The organism is Streptosporangium sp. NPDC000095 (assembly GCF_042899335.1).
GTDB lineage: Bacteria > Actinomycetota > Actinomycetes > Streptosporangiales > Streptosporangiaceae > Streptosporangium.
In genome coordinates this window covers 34,127-51,896 of the sequence record NZ_JBIAZS010000016.1, presented here as the reverse complement: position 1 = coordinate 51,896, position 17,770 = coordinate 34,127, and the positions used below count along the sequence as shown (strand labels likewise).

General features: G+C 71.5%; 15 protein-coding genes. 4 read left to right on the top strand and 11 right to left on the bottom strand.

Translation table 11 applies throughout. The features are described from left to right. Positions 1 to 190 precede the first annotated feature (190 nt). A complete protein-coding gene (locus ACFY3V_RS30110; RefSeq protein ID WP_389778204.1) occupies positions 191 to 1,567 on the bottom strand; it encodes an FAD/NAD(P)-binding protein in 1,377 nt (458 codons plus the stop codon). Positions 1,568 to 1,839: 272 nt separating this feature from the next. Between ACFY3V_RS30110 and ACFY3V_RS30105 the strand changes: the two genes are divergently transcribed. Continuing rightward, the gene (locus ACFY3V_RS30105) at positions 1,840 to 3,345 is read left to right on the top strand and encodes a glycoside hydrolase family 3 protein (protein ID WP_389778202.1); all 1,506 of its coding nucleotides are present in this window, start codon (positions 1,840 to 1,842) and stop codon (positions 3,343 to 3,345) included. 27 nt (positions 3,346 to 3,372) lie between these two features. After that, positions 3,373 to 4,272: a MurR/RpiR family transcriptional regulator gene (locus ACFY3V_RS30100; protein ID WP_362901105.1), complete on the top strand. Its 900-nt coding sequence runs from the start codon at positions 3,373 to 3,375 to the stop codon at positions 4,270 to 4,272. A gap of 120 nt (positions 4,273 to 4,392) precedes the next feature. Here the strand turns inward: ACFY3V_RS30100 and ACFY3V_RS30095 are convergent, their stop codons facing one another. Continuing rightward, positions 4,393 to 4,836, bottom strand: coding sequence for a MarR family transcriptional regulator (locus ACFY3V_RS30095; RefSeq protein WP_362901107.1), 444 nt, complete (start codon positions 4,834 to 4,836; stop codon positions 4,393 to 4,395). A 118-nt stretch (positions 4,837 to 4,954) separates the two neighbouring features. On the opposite strand from ACFY3V_RS30095, the gene ACFY3V_RS30090 reads away from it, so the two are divergent. Beyond that, a complete protein-coding gene (locus tag ACFY3V_RS30090; RefSeq protein ID WP_362901109.1) occupies positions 4,955 to 5,800 on the top strand; it encodes an NAD(P)-dependent oxidoreductase in 846 nt (281 codons plus the stop codon). 114 nt (positions 5,801 to 5,914) lie between these two features. On the opposite strand, the gene ACFY3V_RS30085 is transcribed toward ACFY3V_RS30090, so the two are convergent. The 8 genes from ACFY3V_RS30085 to ACFY3V_RS30050 all read right to left on the bottom strand — a co-directional run bounded on the left by ACFY3V_RS30085 (position 5,915) and on the right by ACFY3V_RS30050 (position 15,423). Continuing rightward, positions 5,915 to 6,997, bottom strand: coding sequence for a serine hydrolase domain-containing protein (locus ACFY3V_RS30085; protein WP_362901111.1), 1,083 nt, complete (start codon positions 6,995 to 6,997; stop codon positions 5,915 to 5,917). A 107-nt stretch (positions 6,998 to 7,104) separates the two neighbouring features. Then, complete coding sequence (gene murQ / locus ACFY3V_RS30080; RefSeq protein ID WP_350946257.1) at positions 7,105 to 8,031, bottom strand: N-acetylmuramic acid 6-phosphate etherase; 927 nt, start codon at positions 8,029 to 8,031, stop codon at positions 7,105 to 7,107. A 127-nt stretch (positions 8,032 to 8,158) separates the two neighbouring features. Beyond that, positions 8,159 to 9,022 carry a GNAT family N-acetyltransferase gene (locus ACFY3V_RS30075; RefSeq protein ID WP_362901114.1) on the bottom strand — a complete coding sequence of 288 codons (864 nt, stop codon included), beginning with the start codon at positions 9,020 to 9,022 and terminating at the stop codon, positions 8,159 to 8,161. Positions 9,023 to 9,183: 161 nt separating this feature from the next. Next, positions 9,184 to 10,194, bottom strand: a complete 1,011-nt coding sequence (locus ACFY3V_RS30070; protein WP_362511345.1) for an ABC transporter ATP-binding protein — start codon at positions 10,192 to 10,194, stop codon at positions 9,184 to 9,186. After that, complete coding sequence (locus tag ACFY3V_RS30065) at positions 10,191 to 11,549, bottom strand: ABC transporter ATP-binding protein (protein WP_362901116.1); 1,359 nt, start codon at positions 11,547 to 11,549, stop codon at positions 10,191 to 10,193. Before ACFY3V_RS30065 ends, ACFY3V_RS30070 begins: the two co-directional genes overlap by 4 nt. A gap of 4 nt (positions 11,550 to 11,553) precedes the next feature. Then, complete coding sequence (locus ACFY3V_RS30060; RefSeq protein WP_362901118.1) at positions 11,554 to 12,507, bottom strand: ABC transporter permease; 954 nt, start codon at positions 12,505 to 12,507, stop codon at positions 11,554 to 11,556. Between the two features lie 94 nt (positions 12,508 to 12,601). After that, a complete protein-coding gene (locus tag ACFY3V_RS30055; RefSeq protein WP_362901120.1) occupies positions 12,602 to 13,609 on the bottom strand; it encodes an ABC transporter permease in 1,008 nt (335 codons plus the stop codon). Next, on the bottom strand, positions 13,606 to 15,423 hold the full coding sequence (locus ACFY3V_RS30050) for an ABC transporter substrate-binding protein (RefSeq protein ID WP_389778195.1): 1,818 nt from the start codon (positions 15,421 to 15,423) through the stop codon (positions 13,606 to 13,608). Before ACFY3V_RS30050 ends, ACFY3V_RS30055 begins: the two co-directional genes overlap by 4 nt. A gap of 464 nt (positions 15,424 to 15,887) precedes the next feature. Here ACFY3V_RS30050 and ACFY3V_RS30045 point away from each other — a divergent pair, with 464 nt between their 5' ends. Continuing rightward, the gene (locus ACFY3V_RS30045) at positions 15,888 to 16,976 is read left to right on the top strand and encodes a cellulose binding domain-containing protein (RefSeq protein ID WP_389778193.1); all 1,089 of its coding nucleotides are present in this window, start codon (positions 15,888 to 15,890) and stop codon (positions 16,974 to 16,976) included. 130 nt (positions 16,977 to 17,106) lie between these two features. Here the strand turns inward: ACFY3V_RS30045 and ACFY3V_RS30040 are convergent, their stop codons facing one another. Continuing rightward, the gene (locus tag ACFY3V_RS30040) at positions 17,107 to 17,664 is read right to left on the bottom strand and encodes a ferritin-like domain-containing protein (protein WP_362901126.1); all 558 of its coding nucleotides are present in this window, start codon (positions 17,662 to 17,664) and stop codon (positions 17,107 to 17,109) included. Positions 17,665 to 17,770 lie beyond the last annotated feature (106 nt).

Here is a 17,770-nt window from a genome sequence, read left to right as displayed (position 1 = left end):
AGGTCAAGTTCGCCGGCCGCACCGGAGCCGGGGCACGAGCCACGGCCACCGGCGTTCCCTGGGGCCGGACGCCGGGATCCCGCCCGTCCCGTGCCGCGCACGTGCCACCGATCTCCCCGGGGGGAGCCCGCCGCAGCTGATCAGTCGTGGCCACCGACTCGCCACGACGCGGCCCGCGCGGGGTAGGGGGCTAACCGGCCGACGCGGCGCGCCGGGCGGCGGGGGCGATCGCCGCCACCAGACGCGGTGCGAGGGCCGCCGCCTGGGCGCGGATCTCCGGGATCGCCGTCGTCTCGTACAGGCTTCCGCGCAGCAGGGGGCCGAGCGTGAAGATCCTGTCGTCCGCTTCTCCCGACGCGTCCAGGACCGCACCGCCGGGATCGGCGTCCAACCCGAGCCGCAGCCGGTCCGGCCGGACCACGCCGTCGGCGACGAGGCGGGCGAGGAGGGGGTCGCGGGCGATGTCGGTGCCGGGCCCGGTGGCGTTGACCAGCCAGCCGACGTCGAGTTCGCGGACGGCGCCGTCGGTGCTCACCTGGGCGCGCAGCCCGCGAGGGCCGGCGGTGGCCCGGAGCAGCCGGCCGCGGATCAGGTGAAGGCGGCCGGCGGCTCTGAGGTCGGCGATCCTGGCGGCCGTGGGGGGAGGGATCCGGTGGCGGTGAACCTCCCAGTGGCGGGCGGCCAGTCCCAGGAACCGCCTCTGGTCGTCCGGGGTGAGCCGGGCCCACAGTCTCTGGGCCTGTGGCCGCAGGCCGTCGACCACGCCGTACCAGTCGCCCCCGTTGTCCCGTACGGCCAGACGCACGGCGCGGAGCAGGTCGCCGATCCCCAGCGGCCCGTCCGGGATCGGCGTCGGGACCGGTGGCGGTACGGGCCGGGGGTGCGGGCGCGGCAGCAGCGCGTGCCGCGACACCGCGTGGACCACGGTATCCGGGTGCGCCCGGGTCACGCTGACCGCCACGTCCACCATGGTCAGCCCGGTCCCCAGCACGAGTACCGGCGCGCCGTCGCGGATCTCCGAGAGCGCGTCCGGCGCCCACGGGTCGGCGACGTAGCCGGGGCTTTTCTCGTCCACGATCGGCGGCCTGGCGGACTGCGCGCGGTTGCCCAGGGCGAGCACGACGGCCTCGGCGTCGATCCCGCCGCCGCCCGACAGGTGGACCCGCACCCCCCGGTCCCTGGTCAAGGCGCTCACCGTGCCCTTCACCCTGCGCACCACACGGACGGGCCACTCCTCCGCGTCGGCCAGCAGGTCGCGAAGGTAGCGCCCGTACGTCTGTCTGGGCAGGTAGTCGGATTCGGAGACGTCCAGCCCGTCGTCGAGGGCCCAGCGCAGGAAGTGGCCGGGGTCGTCGTCCAGCCCGCTCATCTTGTTCGCGCAGGCGTTGAGGAGGTGGTGCTGATCGGTGGTCGAGTACGCCTGTCCCAGCGCGTGCCGCCCGTACCGGTCGATCAGCACGACCTCCAGCGGCGTGTTCCGTGCCCGCGCCTCGCGGAGCAGGTGGACAGCCGCCAGCGTGCCGCTCGCGCCGCCGCCCACGACGGCGACCGATGGGTAACCTGACACGCGATCCAGCATAACCCACTATCCCTACAGGGTATACGGGATAGCGAGAACACGGGCCGCCCCATTCGCGGTCTTGACGCTTTCGGCGGCGAGCACCCCCTCCGCGTGCGCCCCCCTCCCACCTCGACAGGAGAGGGGAGCGCACGCAGATGACAGAAAACTACTTTTGGGGCATTGAAAATGAAGGAAATCATCATTGATGGGTAACCTGCCTTGAGACACCTTCCTCCGCCCACCCGCCACACGACGCCTACCTCGATCAAGGTGACCGCATGCCCCATCGCAGCCCCGACCTGGCCCGGCTGGCCATGACCGTCCTCCAGCCCGGGTTCGACGGCACCGAGCCGCCCGGGTGGCTGCTGCGCGCGCTCGGCGAGGAGGGCCTCGGCGGGACCGTGTTGTTCGCCCGCAACCTCACCGGCCTCGGCCACACCGCCGATCTGGTCGCCCGGCTGCGCGCGGAGAACCCCGCCGCGGTGATCGCGGTGGACGAGGAGGGCGGGTCCGTCACCCGTCTGCAGGCCGCGCGGGGCAGCTCGTGGCCGGGCAACCGGGCACTGGGCGTGGGCGACGACGTCGAGGCGACCCGGCTCGTCGCCCAGGAGATCGGCCGCCTCCTCGCATCCGCCGACATCACCCTCGACTACGCCCCGGTGGCGGACGTCAACGCCAACCCGGTCAACCCGGTGATCGGCGTCCGCTCCTTCGGCGCCGACGCGGAGCTGGTCTCCCGGCACACCGCGGCCTGGATCTCCGGGCTCCAGGGGACCGGGGTCGCCGCCTGCGCCAAGCACTTCCCCGGCCACGGCGACACCCACACCGACTCCCACCACGCCCTGCCGACCCTGCACGCCTCCGCGCGCCTCCTCGCCGAGCGCGATCTGCCGCCCTTCCGCACCGCGGTGGCCGCGGGGGTGCGGGCCGTCATGTGCGGGCACCTGCTGATCCCCGCCCTCGACCCGGAGAATCCCGCGACGCTGAGCCGGAGGATCGTCACCGGCCTGCTCCGCGAGGAGCTGGGATTCACCGGCATGATCGTCACCGACGCCATCGAGATGCGCGCCGTCGCGGCCCTCCATCCGCCGGGGGAGATCGCGGTCCGCGCCCTGGCGGCCGGGGCCGACGCGATCTGCGCGGGCATCTCCTCCCCCGGGGGCGAGAACGTCCACAAGTTGCGCGACGCCATCGTGGACGCCGTACGGGAGGGCAGGCTCGGCGAGGACCGGCTCGCCGAGGCCGCCTCCCGCGTCCTCGCCCTGTCGGGCTGGTACGCCTCGGACGCCGCCGCGCGGGCGCGGGCGGCGGGGATCGCCGCCAGGGACGCGGGGGACGAGGGCGAGGAGCTCGGCCTGCGGACCGCTCGGTCGGCCATCCGGGTGACCTCCACGGCCGCTCCGGCCGTGCTCTCCGGACCGCCGCTGGTCGTCGACATCGCCCCCCGGCTGAGCGAGGCGGTCGAGCCGGGCACGCTCACCGGTCTCATCGGCGCCTTCGCCGAGGTGCTTCCCGGCACCGTCGGCCACGTCGTCACCGTGGAGGCGCCCGAGCTGCCCGACCTGGGTGACGAGAGCCGCCCGCTGGTGATGGTGGTGCACGACGCCGGGCGCCACCCCTGGGTCGGCGAACTGCTGGCGCGGGCCGTCGCGCTGCGCCCCGACACCGTGGTGATCGAGACCGGGATGCCCGGCACCCCCACAGGGGCCGTGTACGTGACCACGAACGGCATCTCCCGGGCTTCGGCCCGCGCCGTGGCCCGCTGGTTGACCGGTGACCAATAGGCTGATTTATGACATGAAAGGCGCTTAATGAACGTCCTCGACGGCCCCACCCCCGTGAACCTGGTGGCCACGGTGAGGGCCGTCCTCCCCTCCCTCACCCCCGCCGCCCAGTCCATCGCCCGTCTCATCCTCGACGACCCCGGCGTCGTGGCCCGCAGCACCATCACCGAGTTCAGCGCGGCCTCCGGCACGAGCGAGGCCACGATCGTGCGCACCGCGAGGGCCCTTGGCTTCGCCGGATACTCGCAGCTGCGCTTCGCCCTGGCCGCGGCGGTCGCCAGGAACGAGCCGGAACGGCTGGTTCCCGGCGACCTCGGCCCCGACGACCCGCTGACCGACGTGATCGCGAAGGTGGCGAGGGCCGAGTCGGAGGCGCTGGCCGACACCGCGGCCCAGCTCAACCCCGACCGGCTGGGCCTGGTGGTGGAGGCGATGGCCGGAGCCCGCAGGGTCGACGTCTACGGGGTCGGCGCCTCCGGGCTCGTCGCGGTCGACATGGCGCAGAAGCTGATGCGGATCGGCCTGCCGGGTCACGCCTACACCGACGCGCACCTCGCGCTGACCAGCGCGGCACTGGTACGAGGCGAGGACGTCGCGGTGGCGGTGAGCTGCACCGGCGAGACCCCAGACGTGCTCGCGCCCGTGCGCGTCGCGCGGCGTGCGGGCGCCACCACGGTGGCGATCACCAACAACCCGCGCTCCTCCCTGGCCGAGCTCGCCGACCACGTCCTGGTCTCGGCGGGCAGGGAGACCGCCTTCCGGCCGGGCGCCCTGGCCAGCCGGATCAGCCAGCTCCTCATCGTCGACTGCATCTTCGTCGGCGTCGCCCAGCGCACCTTCGAGACCTCCGACGCGGCCCTGAGGGCGACCAGGGACGCCATCGACGGCTTCAGGACCGACTACCGCCGCCGGAGCAGGTCTTCCTAGTCCTGTCACGGCACGGCGCCCCAGCCCACCCCCGGAGTCCTTGACCGGCCACCGGCTCAGGGTCTGGGGCACCCCGTGCAAGACCGGCAGTGACGGCTCCGGGGGAATCTCGAAACCCGTTCACCCGGCCTCCGGACGCAGCCGCGACGACAACCGGTGGAATGCCTTCAGGTCGGTATGCGACAGCTCCGACAGGATGCCGGGTGGCCGGTAGAGGTCCTCCGTCAGCCGGGCCTGGAGCTCCTTACCGCGCCGGCTCAGGACGACGACCTTGACGCGCCTGTCGGTCCGATGCGCCTGGCGCTCGACCAACCCCTGTTTCTCCAATCGGTCGACGATCCAGGTGACGGTCGAGGCGTCGCAGCGCCACATGTCGGCCAGTGCCCGCATCGGTTCGCCCCGTCCCGGAACCAGCCGCATGAGGGCCTTGAGGTCTCCGGGGCTGACGCCCAGTTTCCCGAGGGACTCGATGCGACGCTCGTGTTCGGCGAGGAAGAAGTCGTAGAGCGCTTTCCAGATCTCGGATCTGAGGTGTTCGTCCTGATCAGGTTCGCGCTCTTCCATGAGAACCATGGTACGTAAGTCCAATGGCTTAAAATATTGGTGACATTAAAAGGTTTAAGTAATCCAAGTATCTGCTAGCGTCACACCCAGTGGTCCATCGAACCCTGGGAGTCCCTCCATGACCATTCTCGTGACCGGTGCGACCGGGCGGGTCGGCAGCCGCTTCGTCCCCCGCCTGCTCCAGCATGGGGAGCCTGTCCGCGCCCTGGTCCGCGACCCGGTCCGGGCCGAGCCCCTCGGCGGGCTCGGTGCCGAGGTGGTCGTCGGCGACCTGCGTGACACCGGCGGCCTCGATGGCGTCCTCAAGGGCGTCGACGCGGTCGTTCATCTCGGCGCGGCCTTCCGCGGCGTCCCCGACGAAGAGGCGATCGCAATCAACCACACCGCCACGGTCGAACTGGCCGAGGCCGCCCTCCGAGCCGGTGTCACCCGGTTCGTCCACGTCGGCACCACCCTCGTCTACGGTCCCGGCCGGGGCCGCCCGGCCCATGAGGCGGATGAGCCCGTTCCATCGGCAAGGGCCTACCCGGCGAGCAAGGCGACCGCGGAGAAGATCCTCCTGGGACTGCATCGGACCGAAGGACTGCCACTGCGCATCGCCCGCCTCGCCTTCGTCTACGGCGACGGTGATCCACACCTGGCGGAGTCGCTGCTGTGGGCACGCGACTGGCCACTCCACAAACGTCTGCACATGGTGCACCACGCCGACGTCGCCCAGGCCCTGCTGCGCCTCATCCGGGCCGGCGGTGTGGACGGGGAGACGTTCAACGTCGCCGACGACGCTCCCGTCACCGCGCTGGAACTGCTGAACCTCAACGGTGAGCCCGTCGCCGACGGGGCGACGAGCCGAACACTCGACGACCCCTGGGAGGGCATCGCGGACACCTCCAAGATCCGCCGTGAACTCGGCTTCCGGCCGATCCACCCCACCGTCCACAGCGCCGGGGCCGCAGGGGCGCTCTGATCGGGCAACGGCCGGCTCTCGGCTCCGCCGATCCTGTCTTCCCGGCCACGAATCACGGCCACTTCCTTTTCCGTGCCCTGCGGAGAACGCGACCGGAAGGCGTGCGGCGCGGGCTCAGGACAGGCGCAGGGCCTCGGCGGCGACGGCGTGGCGTAGGTCGCGGATGCCCGCGCGGCCACGCAGGGGGTGGACGTTGTTGGTCAGCAGGACGACGGTGAGGGCGCGTTCGGGATCGACGACGAGCGAGGTGCCGGTGAAGCCCGAGTGGCCGTAGGCGTCGGCCAGCGGGCCGACGATCGCGGGATCACCGATCCGCACGCCCAGGCCGTGGCGGAAGCCCGCGTCCCTCACGCCGTGGTCGCGGGTGAGCTCCGCGACCGCGCCGGGCCCCAGGACCGGCGCTCCCCCGGTGCGCAACGCCTCGGCGAAGCGTAGGAGGTCGTCGGCGGTGGAGAAGATCCCGGCGTGCCCGGCGACCCCGCCCAGGCCGTGCGCGGTCTCGTCGTGGACCTCGCCGCGCACGCATCCGGGCCCCGGGCGCTCGGGTTTGTGCTCGGTGGCGACGATCCTGGGCAGCAGGGACGCGGCGGGACGGTATCCGGTGTCGGGCAGGCCCAGCGGATCGATGACCCGGACGCGGACGAGCTCGTCCAGGCAGGCCCGGCCGGCGACCTCCGCCACCCTGCCCGCCGTGATCAGACCGACGTCCGAATAGAGATAGCGCTCACCCACGGGACCGATCGGCGGCGTCGAGAGGATCCTCTCCATCCGCCTGGCGCGGACCTGCTCGCCGTCGCCGGGAATCTCCTCGTGGGCTCTGCGTCCCGGCGGCAATCCCGCCGTGTGGGTGAGCAGGTGCCGCAGGGTGACCTCGGGCGCCCCGCCGTAACAGGCGGGCAGCCGGTCCGCGACGGGATCGTCCAGGCCGAGCAGTCCGTCCTCGGCCAGCGACAGGATGACGGCCGTGGTGAAGAGCTTGGTGATCGAGGCGAGGTCGAAGACCGCGTCGCGGAGGGCGGGTGGCCGGTCCTCGGCGAGCTCCTCCGAGGCCGACGAGTAGCGCACGGCCTCCCCCACCGCGGCGGCGGCCACCGTGACACCGCCCACGGCGATCGCGGCCACCGCCGCCGAGCAGACGCGCGGCACGGCCGCCCCGAGGATCCCGGCGAGCCGGGCACCCTCGTCACGCTCGGACATCGTTCCCGCCTCCGGTCCCCGGTCCCGGTCCCGGCTCCGCGCCGGAAACCGGCTCCGCGCCCGGCGTCGCTCTCACGTCCGGCGCCGGCTTCCCTTCCGCCGGAGGTTCAGGCGCCCCTGGCCCGTCCCGCCTCCAGCGCCGCCTCAAGATGGTCACCGTGTCGCTCCAGGAGGACCCGGGCACCGTCGGCGTCGAGGCCGTGCTCGATCATGAGTACCGCGACCTTCACGTGCCATCCGGCGGCCTCCAGCGCGGAGCGGGCGGCCGACGGTGCCGCCCCGGTGATGTCACTCACCATTCTGGCCGCCCGGTCGGCCAGCTTGGAGTTCATCGCCGACACCTCGATCATCGTGTTGCCGTAGGTACGGCCCAGCCTGACCATCGCGATCGTGGAGATCATGTTGAGGACCAGTTTCTGCGCGGTCCCCGCCTTGAGCCTGGTGGAGCCGGTCACCACCTCCGGGCCGACGATCACCTCGATGGGGTGCCGCGCGGCCGCCGACAGCGGGGTCGCGACGTTGCACGACAGGGCCACGGTCAGGGCTCCACGGCGGCTCGCCTCGGCCAGCGCGCCGAGCACGAAGGGCGCGCGACCGCTCGCGGAGACGCCCACCACCGCGTCGAGCGCGCCCACTCCCCGTTCCGCCAGGGCCGCCGCTCCCCCGTCCCGGTCGTCCTCCGCGCCCTCGACCGAACGCGTCAGCGCGGGGGTTCCGCCCGCGATGACACCCTGGACGAGCTCGGGGTCGGTACCGAAGGTCGGCGGGCATTCCGAGGCGTCCAGCACGGCCAGCCGGCCCGACGTCCCCGCGCCCACGTAGAACAGGCGGCCACCCGACCTCATCCTGGCCACGACCGCGTCCACCGCGGCCGAGATCTCCGGAACCGCCTCGGCGACCGCCGCGGGCACCGCGGTGTCCGCGGCGTTCATCAGCCTGGCCACCTGCTCGGTGGGGAGCAGGTCGATCCGGCTGTAGCGCGGATCGCTCTGCTCGGTGGAAAGCGTGGACAGCGTGGCTACTTGATCACTCATGACATCCCATGTCGTTAGTTGTCCTGTCTCACTGCCGTCAACCAGATGATCATCTGGCAGCGAGGAAGTTACGGCCGCGTACCCGGCAGCAACCCGTACATCGGGTCACTCCGGTGTGCCGAGGCCCTCATGACAGCCCACGGCGATAGAGCCAGAAGACCCGCTCGGCGTGCGCGCCGACCGTCCTGGCGTAGAAGCGCAGCGGCCCCACCCAGCCGATCTGGGCACTCGACATGCCCGCGGCCCGCTGCTCGGCGAGACAGCGGCGTACGAGCACGCGACCGACCCCCAGGCCCCGCGCGGCCGGCGCGGTGCCCATCGGGCCGAACCAGGAGGGCCGCGCGCCCCACGCGGCGAAGCCGAGGATCTCGCCGTCCCTGACGGCGTAGTGGCAGCCGGTGGCCTGCTCCGCCTCCCAGGCCCAGTTCGCGTTCCATTGCTCCTCGACGAAGGCCGACACGGCGGCGCGGTCCCCGGGGGCGACGGCGTGCACGGTGACCCCCAAGGCCGCCAGCCGCCCGAGGTCGGCGTCGACGGACAGGTCACCGGTGAGGTCGGCGGTCATGTTCCAGGCGACGTTGTGGCGCTCGTAGCCGAGGCTCTCGGCCAGGCAGGCCGCCGCGGTGTAGCGAACGTCGATGCCCGGCCAGGCGTAGCAGGGCGGGTTACCGGCGAAGCGCGCCTCGGTCGCCCCCCGGCCGCGCAGCCAGTCCTCGGCCGCGGTGACCAGCGCCCGGCCCAGGCCCGCTCCCCGAGCCTCGGGACGTACGGCGAGCAGGTCGAGATGGCCCACCCACGGGTCGCGCGCCGACATCGAGGCGAACACCACACCGTCCAGACCGCGCGTCACCAGCGCCGTCCAGGAGCGGTGCGCGGGCGGCGCGGCGAGACGGGCGACCAGGCTCGCGGCCTCCCCCGCGTCATGGGCGAGAGCGGCCCCGGCGATCTCCGCGAGCGCCTCCGCGTCGGCCGCGACGGCCTGCCTGATCACGGACAGCTCGCGGGTTCCGGACAGCTCGCCGATCTCGGACGCCGCACGGCTTCCGGACAGATCGCGGATTCCCGGCGCTTCCGGGCTCCTCGACGTCTCAGCGGCCCCCTGCGCCCCGCCCGCACTCCACGACCCCGCCCCGGGTCTCTTTCCCAGCGGGGTCACGGGTGACCGACCGGCATCGCGACGACGTTGCGTGGAGCGGGGTGGAAGCAGGCGTGCTCCTGAGGCGTACCGCCGCCGTGGCCGAGCAGCGGGTGCTCGGACTCGCAGCGGCCGGTACGGAACGGGCAGCGCCGGGCGAACAGGCAGCCTTCGTCGAGGCGGCTCTCGTCGAGCGCCCCGGTCGGCGTCACCGGCTCCTCGCCCGGCCGCTCCAGGCCGTGCAGCACGGGGATGGCCGACAGCAACGACTGGGTGTACGGGTGCACCGGAGCGGAGATGATCGTCTCGACGTGGCCGCGCTCGACGACCTGCCCCCGGTAGATGACGTACAGCTCGCCGTCGTCGCCGATGTAGCGCGCGGTCGCCACGTCGTGGGTGATGAACAGCACGCTCACCCCGAGGCGCTCGCGAAGGTCCTTGAGCAGGGCGAGGATGCCCAGCCGCAGCGATACGTCGATCATGGAGACGGCCTCGTCGGCGACGAGCATCTCGGGGTCGACGGTGAGGGCGCGGGCGATGACGACCCGCTGGCGCATCCCGCCGGAGAGCTGGTGGGGGTAGCGCGGCAGCACGTAGCCGGGGTCGAGGCCGACCAGTTCCAGCAGTTCCTGGGCACGTCCGTCCGCCCACGAGCGTGATCGGCCGGTCTGCGCGGCTCGCAGCGCCAGCGGCGCGTCCAGCGTCTGGTGCACCGTACGGGTCGGGTTGAGCGCCGAGTACGGGTCCTGGTGGATGAGCTGGATCCTGCGGAAGTGGGGCTGGCGCTGCCTCGGACGCAGCGACGACATGGGCGTGCCGTCGATGACGATCTCTCCGGAGTCGTAGCTCTCCAGCCCGGCGATGATCCGCCCCAGCGTCGTCTTGCCGCAGCCCGACTCCCCGATGAACGACACCGCCCCGCCCTTGGGGATGGCGAAGTCGACGCCGCGCAGTGCCTTCACCTCCCGGCCGGCGAGTATGCCGCCCCGCTGCTTGAAGGTCTTCGTGACTCCCTGTCCAGTGATCACGCTTTCTCCCTCGGCCCATGTGTCCCGGCGGGCCTTCCGGCCCCCCGCGAAACCGCGTCCCGGTCCTCGTGGGCGTTCCCGTTCGTGTTCGCGGCCCCGTTCCCGTTCTTCGTCCCGTTCCCGGCGCCGCCGTCCGTCCCGCTCGTGGCGCGCGCGGCGACTCCGTCGCCGGTCCGGTGCGCGGTGCGCGCGGCGTTCGCGTCCTCGTCCGCGTGGCGGGCGGCGACGGCGTGGCAGGCCACGATCCACTCGCCGCGCGTGACGGCGGGCGGCTCCTCGGTCTCGCAGACGTCCATGCGCAGCTCGCAACGCTCCCTGAAGACGCATCCCCTCGACGGGACTGTCCCAAGCGTCGGCGGACGGCCGGGCAGTGCCCTCGCCTCCCCGATGTCGCCGACCAGACGCGGGATGGCCCGGATCAGGCCCTGGGTGTAGGGGTGGCGGGGTGCGCCGAGCACCTCGGTGGTCGGTCCCTGCTCCACCACGCGCCCGCCGTACATGACGGCCAGCCGGTCGGCGACCTCGGCCACCACGCCGAGGTCGTGGGTGATGACGAGCGTGGTGAGCCCGCGCTCCTCGTGGACCTCCCTGATGATCCGGAGGATCGTGGCCTGGCTGATCATGTCGAGCGCGGTCGTGGGCTCGTCCAGCACGACGAGATGGGCGTTGAGCACCAGCGCGAACATGATGCCGACCCGCTGGCGCATCCCGCCGGACAGCTCGTGCTGGTGGGAGTCGAGCACGCGCGCGCCGTCCAGGCCCATCCTGCCGAGCAGGTCCTTGGCGTCCCTGACCAGCTCCCTCAGATCCTGGATGTCGTGCGAACGCCCCAGGTCGAGGAGTTGCTTGCCGACCGTCTTGAGCGGGTTGAGGGAGTTCTGTGCCGCCTGGAAGACGTACCCGATGTGCCGTCCCCGCGCCCGGCGCAGATCGTCGCCCCGCAACTCCACGACGTCACCGAGCCCGTCGATCTCCACGCGGCCCGAGCGGATCCTGCCGGGGGGCTGGACCGCGTTCAGCAGCGACAGCGCCAGGGTGGACTTGCCCGACCCCGACTCGCCGACCACCCCGGTGATCGTCCCCGGCACCAGCTCAAGGTCGATCCCCGACACGGCGGGCAGTTCTCCCGCCGACGTCCGGTAGACGACGGACAGGTCGTCGACGCGCACTCCGGGCGGGCCGCTCCTTCCCGCCTCGCGGGAGTTCGCCGCGCCCTGGGCGCTCGCGGTGCTCTCGGTGCTGCCGGTGCCCTCCGGATTCCGGGAGCCCCGGGTGCGCCGGGCGCTCAGGGTTCTCACGGCGGCGGCCAGCCGCTCGCCCGGTGTCACGGACACCTTCTCCGAACGTGCGAACATCTGTTCAGTCCTCCCGCAACCGGGGGTTGAAGATCTCGTCCATGGCGTCGACGACGAGGACGATGCCCAGGGTGAGCAGCAGGATCGCCAGCAGCGGCGCCAGCATGTACGGCAGCGCGGTGGTCGTCGTCAGCGCGCCGCCGCCGAACACGGCGAGGTTGAGCATCACGCCCCAGTTGTTGGCGTCGAACGGCAGGACCCCCAGGAAGAACAGGCCCACCTGCGCGTACACCGCGCCGGTCACCGCGATGAGCATGTTCATCGCGATGAAGGGAGCCATGCTGGGCAGCAGTTCCCTGCCGACGATGTGCCTGCCGGACAGACCGAGCCCTCTGGCCGCCTCGATGAAGCCGCGCTCGCGCAGCGAGAGGGTCTGCGCCCGTACGGCGCGCGCCACACCGCCCCAGCCGAGGAGTCCGAGCACCAGGCCCATCTCGAGCGCGCTGGTGAACTTCCAGACGGTCGACAGGACGAGCAGCAGCGGGAGGGCGGGGATCGTGAGCTTCATGTCGGTGATCCGCATGAGCACGGAGTCCCAGCGTCCGCGCCGGAACCCCGCGAAGAGCCCGACGGCGGTGCCGACGGCCACCGTGATCACGGCGGTGACCAGCGCGGTCAGCAGGACGTACCGGGCGCCGGTGACCACCAGGGCGAGCACGTCCGTGCCCTCGAAGTCGGTGCCGAAGGGGTGTGCGAGGCTCGGCGCGGCGTAGAGCGCGTTGTCGTCGCGCGGCAGCCGCGCGGGGTAGAGCAGCGGCCCGAAGATCCCCATGAACGCGAACATGGCCAGGATCGCCACGCCCACGATCCGGCTGGGCTTGCGCCGCAGGACCCGCCAGACGCCGCGCCGGAAGTTGCGCCGCAGCGTCGCGCGGGTGCCGGCGATCCCCGAGGTCCCCGAGGTCCCCGGGGTGCCGGGTGCGCCGGGGGCGCCACCCGTGATGACCGGTGCCGTCACGCGATCACCCCCGCGGTGCGGGTGTACGGGCTCGTGAGATCCGCCGCCCGCGTGCCGGAAAGGCGGTTTCCCACGGCTCCCCTGATTCGTCCGGTCATGACGCCTCCTGTCCGGAACGGACCCGTGGGTCGATGGCGGTGTAGAGCATGTCGGCGACGATGTTCGCGATGACGATCGCCACGGTGATCAGCAGGAAGGCCCCGCCCATCAGCGCGTAGTCGCGGTCGGTGATGCTGTTGAGCAGCAACAGGCCGAGCCCCGGGTAGGTGAAGATCCGCTCGATGAAGATCGCGCCGCCGAAGAGCAGACCCAGCGAGAGCGCGAGGATGGTGAACAGCGGCAGGATCGCGTTGCGCGCCACGTAGCGGAAGATGACGCCGCGCTTCATGCCGCGCAGCTCGGCGGCGAGGATGAAGTCGTCGCCCAGCACGGTGACCACGCTCGACTTCATCGCCAGGATCCAGCCCCCGTATCCGGCCAGCGCGTAGGTGAGGATCGGCAGCGTGGCGTACTGGATCAGCGAGCCGATGTAGGGGGCGTTGAGGCCGGGTTCGAGCGTGACGTCCGCCGTGCCGCTCGCGGGGAAGATCGGCAGCAGGGTCGTGAAGACCGCGCTCAGCAGCAGCGCGAGGACGTACTGCGGCAGGCCGTGCAGCAGCGAGCCCGAGACGGCCAGGATGTCCCCCAGCTTGCTCGACCGCTTGATCGCCGCGTAGACGCCCAGGATGATGCCGACCGCGAAGCTGAGCAGGGTTCCGACGAGCACCGGCAGGATCGTCCACGTCGCCGCCGAGGCGAGCAGGGTGGTCACCTCCGCGCCGGGAACGCTCAGCGACTGGCCGAGGTCGAGGTGGAGCAGACCTCTCATGTAGCCGACGTACTGCTCCCACATCGTGCCCTTCGGCATGAACCCGTACAGCACCGCGACGGCGCGTTCGGCCTGTTCCGGCGACATGCCCTGCTCGACCAGCTTCTCGTAGCGGGCCTGCATGGGGTCTCCGGGGATGTTCCTGATGATCACGAAGCTGATCGTGGTGACCACCAGGATCATGGCGAGCCCGCGGACGAGGTGGCCCGCGAGGCGGCGTGCGATGACCGTCATATCTGGCTCCTCCTCTTGATCATGCCCAGCTGGAGCCAGACCCCGGAGGTGAGGCGCAGCGCGTCGCTGTCGTCGCCGGGGAATCCGGTGAAGCGGGTGGTGTTGACGACCTGGGTGTTGACGTAGTCCCACAGCTGGATCACCGGGAGGTCCTGGTTGGCGGTCCTGGCGAGGGTCGAGACGATCCCCCGCTGCTCCGCCTCGGGCACCGAGTTCAGCTTCACCGCCAGCTCGCCGGGATTGACCCTGCCCACGCCCTTGACGTCGATGATCTCGGCGCCGCCCATCCAGTTGCCCTCCGTGCCGGGGGCGACGTGCTTGAGCCTGCCGCCGAAGAGCTGCCAGCCGTTCTGCGCGCCGTACAGGCGCTGGAAGATGTTGTAGGGGGCCGGGCCGAGCGCCACCAGCCAGAAGCCGAGGTCATACTTCCCTGCCGCCATCTCCTCCAGGTAGAGCGGGTAGTCGGCGGTGGTGACCACCTCCGCGTCGATCCCGGCGTCGTTGAGCTGGCTGGTGACGGCCTTGGCGCCCGCCAGCCAGTCGGAGAAGGAGGCGGGCACGTTGATGGTCATCTTCCAGGGGCTGCCGTCGGGCATCGTCCACCTGCCGTCGACCTTTCTCATCCCCGCGGCCCGCAGCTCGCTCTCGGCCCTGGCGGGGTCGTGCCGGTAGGGGTCCAGGGCGGCGAGGCCGTCGCCCAGCCACGCCTTCGCGGCCTCCTCGTGCAGGCCGGAGGTGGTGGCCGAGGCGGCGCCCCCCTCGGGGGAGGCGACCTTGGTGACCTGCGCGCGGTCGATCAGGTACGCCAGTGCCCGGCGTACGTGCACGTTGTCGTAGGGCTTCCTGGACTGGTTGAACGCGAGTCCCATGCTGACCGGCGAGTATCCCCTCACGATGGTGTTTCCCGGGGTCTCGGTGATCCGCCGCATCACCCCCGCGGGGACCGCGGTGAACGGGGCGTTGTCCAGCCTGCCGGAGACCAGGTAGTTCCAGACCTGCTCGTTGCCGGTGTAGTTGAGGATGCGCACCTGGTCGGCGGCGACGTTGGCCGCGTTGTAGAAGTTCTCGTTCTTGACCAGCAGCGCCTCGCCCGGGTTGACGCGCTTCAGCACGAACGGCCCGGCTGAGACGTCCCTGGGCGGGGCGAAGGAGATCACCTTGTCCGCGAGGCTGGTGATCCCCGCCCGGGCCACCTCCGCGCCGGGGGCGTCGCTCTGCGCGAGCTTCAGCTTCTGCCAGAAGTCGGCGGGCAGCACACCGCGCCAGACGTGCTCCGGGACGATGACGGTCTCCATGACGCTGCGGACGAAGGAGGAACTCGGGTTCTTCGCCGCCTGGGTGATCTTGATGGTCCGATCGTCCAGAATCTTGATGTCGGAGGCCGTACCGGCCGCGGAGGGGTCGAGGGCGTAGGCGGTGCCACCCTGGGTGTAGGCCAGGCCGATGGAGAACCTCACGTCCTCCGCGGTGATCGGCTCGCCGTCGGACCACTTGCCGTCCGGGCGGAGCTTGAGGGTGATCGAGGACTGGTCTGGGGCGACCTGCCAGCTCTGCGCGACCCCCGGGTAGAACCGGTTCGGATCGGTCAGGTGATTCTTGGTCCACCCGAGCCACTCGGCGTTGAACCCCCGGAAGGCGTTGCCCTTGGGGTTGTACGGGTTGACCGGCGCGTTCGCGTCGATGCCCGGCTTCAGCGCGTCGATCGTGGTGAAGACGTCACCGGCGGAGCCGGCGGAGCTGTCCGCGTTGCCGCCGCACGCCGCGGTGGCGGCTGCGAGGCAGAGGGAGACCGCTACCGCTGCTAGTCGCTTCATGAACGCTCCGTTGGGTGTTCTTCGAGGTCAGGGCACTGATACCGAGGTGTGGTGTTGTCCGGACAATACGTTCACCCTGCCGTCAACGTCAATTATCTCCACTCTTGTGATGCTCTCTGTAGCTTTCCTTCACCAGCCGCCCACCGGGGTTTCACCCACGCGCCGATCATCGTCCGCCCCGTGTGGAGCGGGCGATCCGATCCGCGCGGAGAAGATCCGGTCCGCGCGCGGGGAGGTGGACGATCTCACCGGGGTGTGAGGCCGCCCGGCGGCCCCGGACCCGGCCCCGTCCGGAAGGCACGAAGGACACGGAAGGCCGCGAGACACGAGAGCGGGCTGAAAGTTACACCCTCCCGGCGAGAACCGCGCAGGTCAGGACCCCGCGGACGCGGACGGCTTCCCGCCCCCGCCCGGGACGCCTAGCATCGGCCCGCAGCCGGGCGAGACCGAGGCGGGAGCGGAAGATGCGAAGAACGGCACGCGGAGGCGGCACGATTCTCACGGTTCTGGCGACCGCGATGGCCGCGGTCGTGACCCTGGGACTCCTGCTCGCGGGCACCGCGGTCCCCGCGCAGGCGGCGGCCACCAGGATCATGGCACTCGGAGACTCCATCACCGGCTCCCCCGGATGCTGGCGCGCCCTGCTGTGGAACCGCCTCGTGAACGCGGGACACACCGGCATCGACTTCGTCGGCACCCTGCCGCCCCAGGGCTGCGGCGTCGCGCACGACGGGGACAACGAGGGACACGGCGGGGCGCTGGTCACCAACGTCGCCGACCAGAACCAGCTTCCCGGCTGGCTCTCGGCGACCAGGCCCGACATCGTGATGATGCACTTCGGCACCAACGACGTCTGGAGCAACCGTCCGACCGCCACCATCCTGTCCGCGTACGGCAAGCTGGTGGACCAGATGCGGGCGAGCAACCCCGACACGAAGGTCCTCGTCGCCCAGATCATCCCCATGAACCCCGGCACGTGCGGTGAGTGCGCGCAGCGGGTCTCCGCGCTCAACGCGGCAATTCCCGGATGGGCCGCGAGCAAGACCACCGCGCGGTCACCGGTGATCGTGGTCGACCAGTGGACGGGCTTCACCACCGGGTACGACACCTACGACGGGGTGCACCCCAACGCGTCGGGCGACCAGAAGATCGCCGACCGGTGGTTCCCCGCGCTGGCCGCCCTGCTCGGCTCCGGGCCGACCACCACCCCCACCCCGACGATCACTCCGACGCCGACCGTCACTCCCACGGCGGGCCGTGGTTGCACCGCCGTCTACCGGACGACCAACCAGTGGTCGGGCGGCTTTCAGGGTGAGGTGACCGTCAAGAACACCGGCCCGGTGGCCATCACCGGCTGGACGGCGAACTGGACGTTCACCGGGCGGCAGATCAACCAGGCGTGGAACGCGACGGTCACCCAGTCGGGAGTCGCCGTCTCGGCGCGGAACGCCACCTGGAACGGCTCCCTGGCACCCGGCGCGACCACGGTCTTCGGCTTCCTCGCCTCGGGGCCGGGCTCCCCCGTCCCCGAGGTGTCCTGTACGGCCGACTGACCCGCGGGGCCCCGCGCCGGAGTCCCCTCGATCCGGCTCCGGCGCGAAGGGCCGTGCGGGACGCCGACCGGCGTGAACACGAGCGGGCCCCCGGCCATTTGAGGCCCGGGGGCCCGCTCGTGTTCACGCCTTACGCGTCCTGGCTCTGGCTCAGAGCGCCGGGAAGCCTCTCCAGCAGGCTCTTCAGATCGTCGGCGTGCTCCTCTTCCTGGGCCAGCAGGTCCTCGAAGACGCGCCTGGTGGTCACGTCGTCGTTGCCGAGCCAGTTGACGATCTCCGTGTAGGAGGCGATCGCGATCCGCTCCGCGACCAGGTCCTCCTTGACCATCTCGATCAGGTCGAGGCTGTCGTCGTACTCGGCGTGCGAGCGCGCCGCCAGCGTCTCGGGGTTGAAGTCCGGCTCGCCACCGAGCTGGACGATGCGCTGGGCGAGACGGTCGGCGTGCTCCTGCTCCTCGGCGGCGTGCTCCAGGAACTCCGCGGCCACCACCCCGGCGTGGATGCCCGAGGCGGTGTAATAGTGGCGCTTGTAACGGAGCACGCAGACCAGCTCGGTCGCCAGGGCCTCGTTGCACACCTGGATCACCCGGGGCAGGTCCGCGCCGTAGGCCGACGTGATCGGCCCCTTGTCGATCTCCTGACGCGCCCGCGCCCGGAGCTCCTTGATATCTGTGAGGAATTCAGCCATGAGCCTGCCCTACCCAGAATCGGCGGGTTATCCGGCACCGTTTGTTCGCGGTGTCGCTTTCTGGGTAGCCGCCCGCTCGACATGGGAACAGCGACGAAGGTCCCGC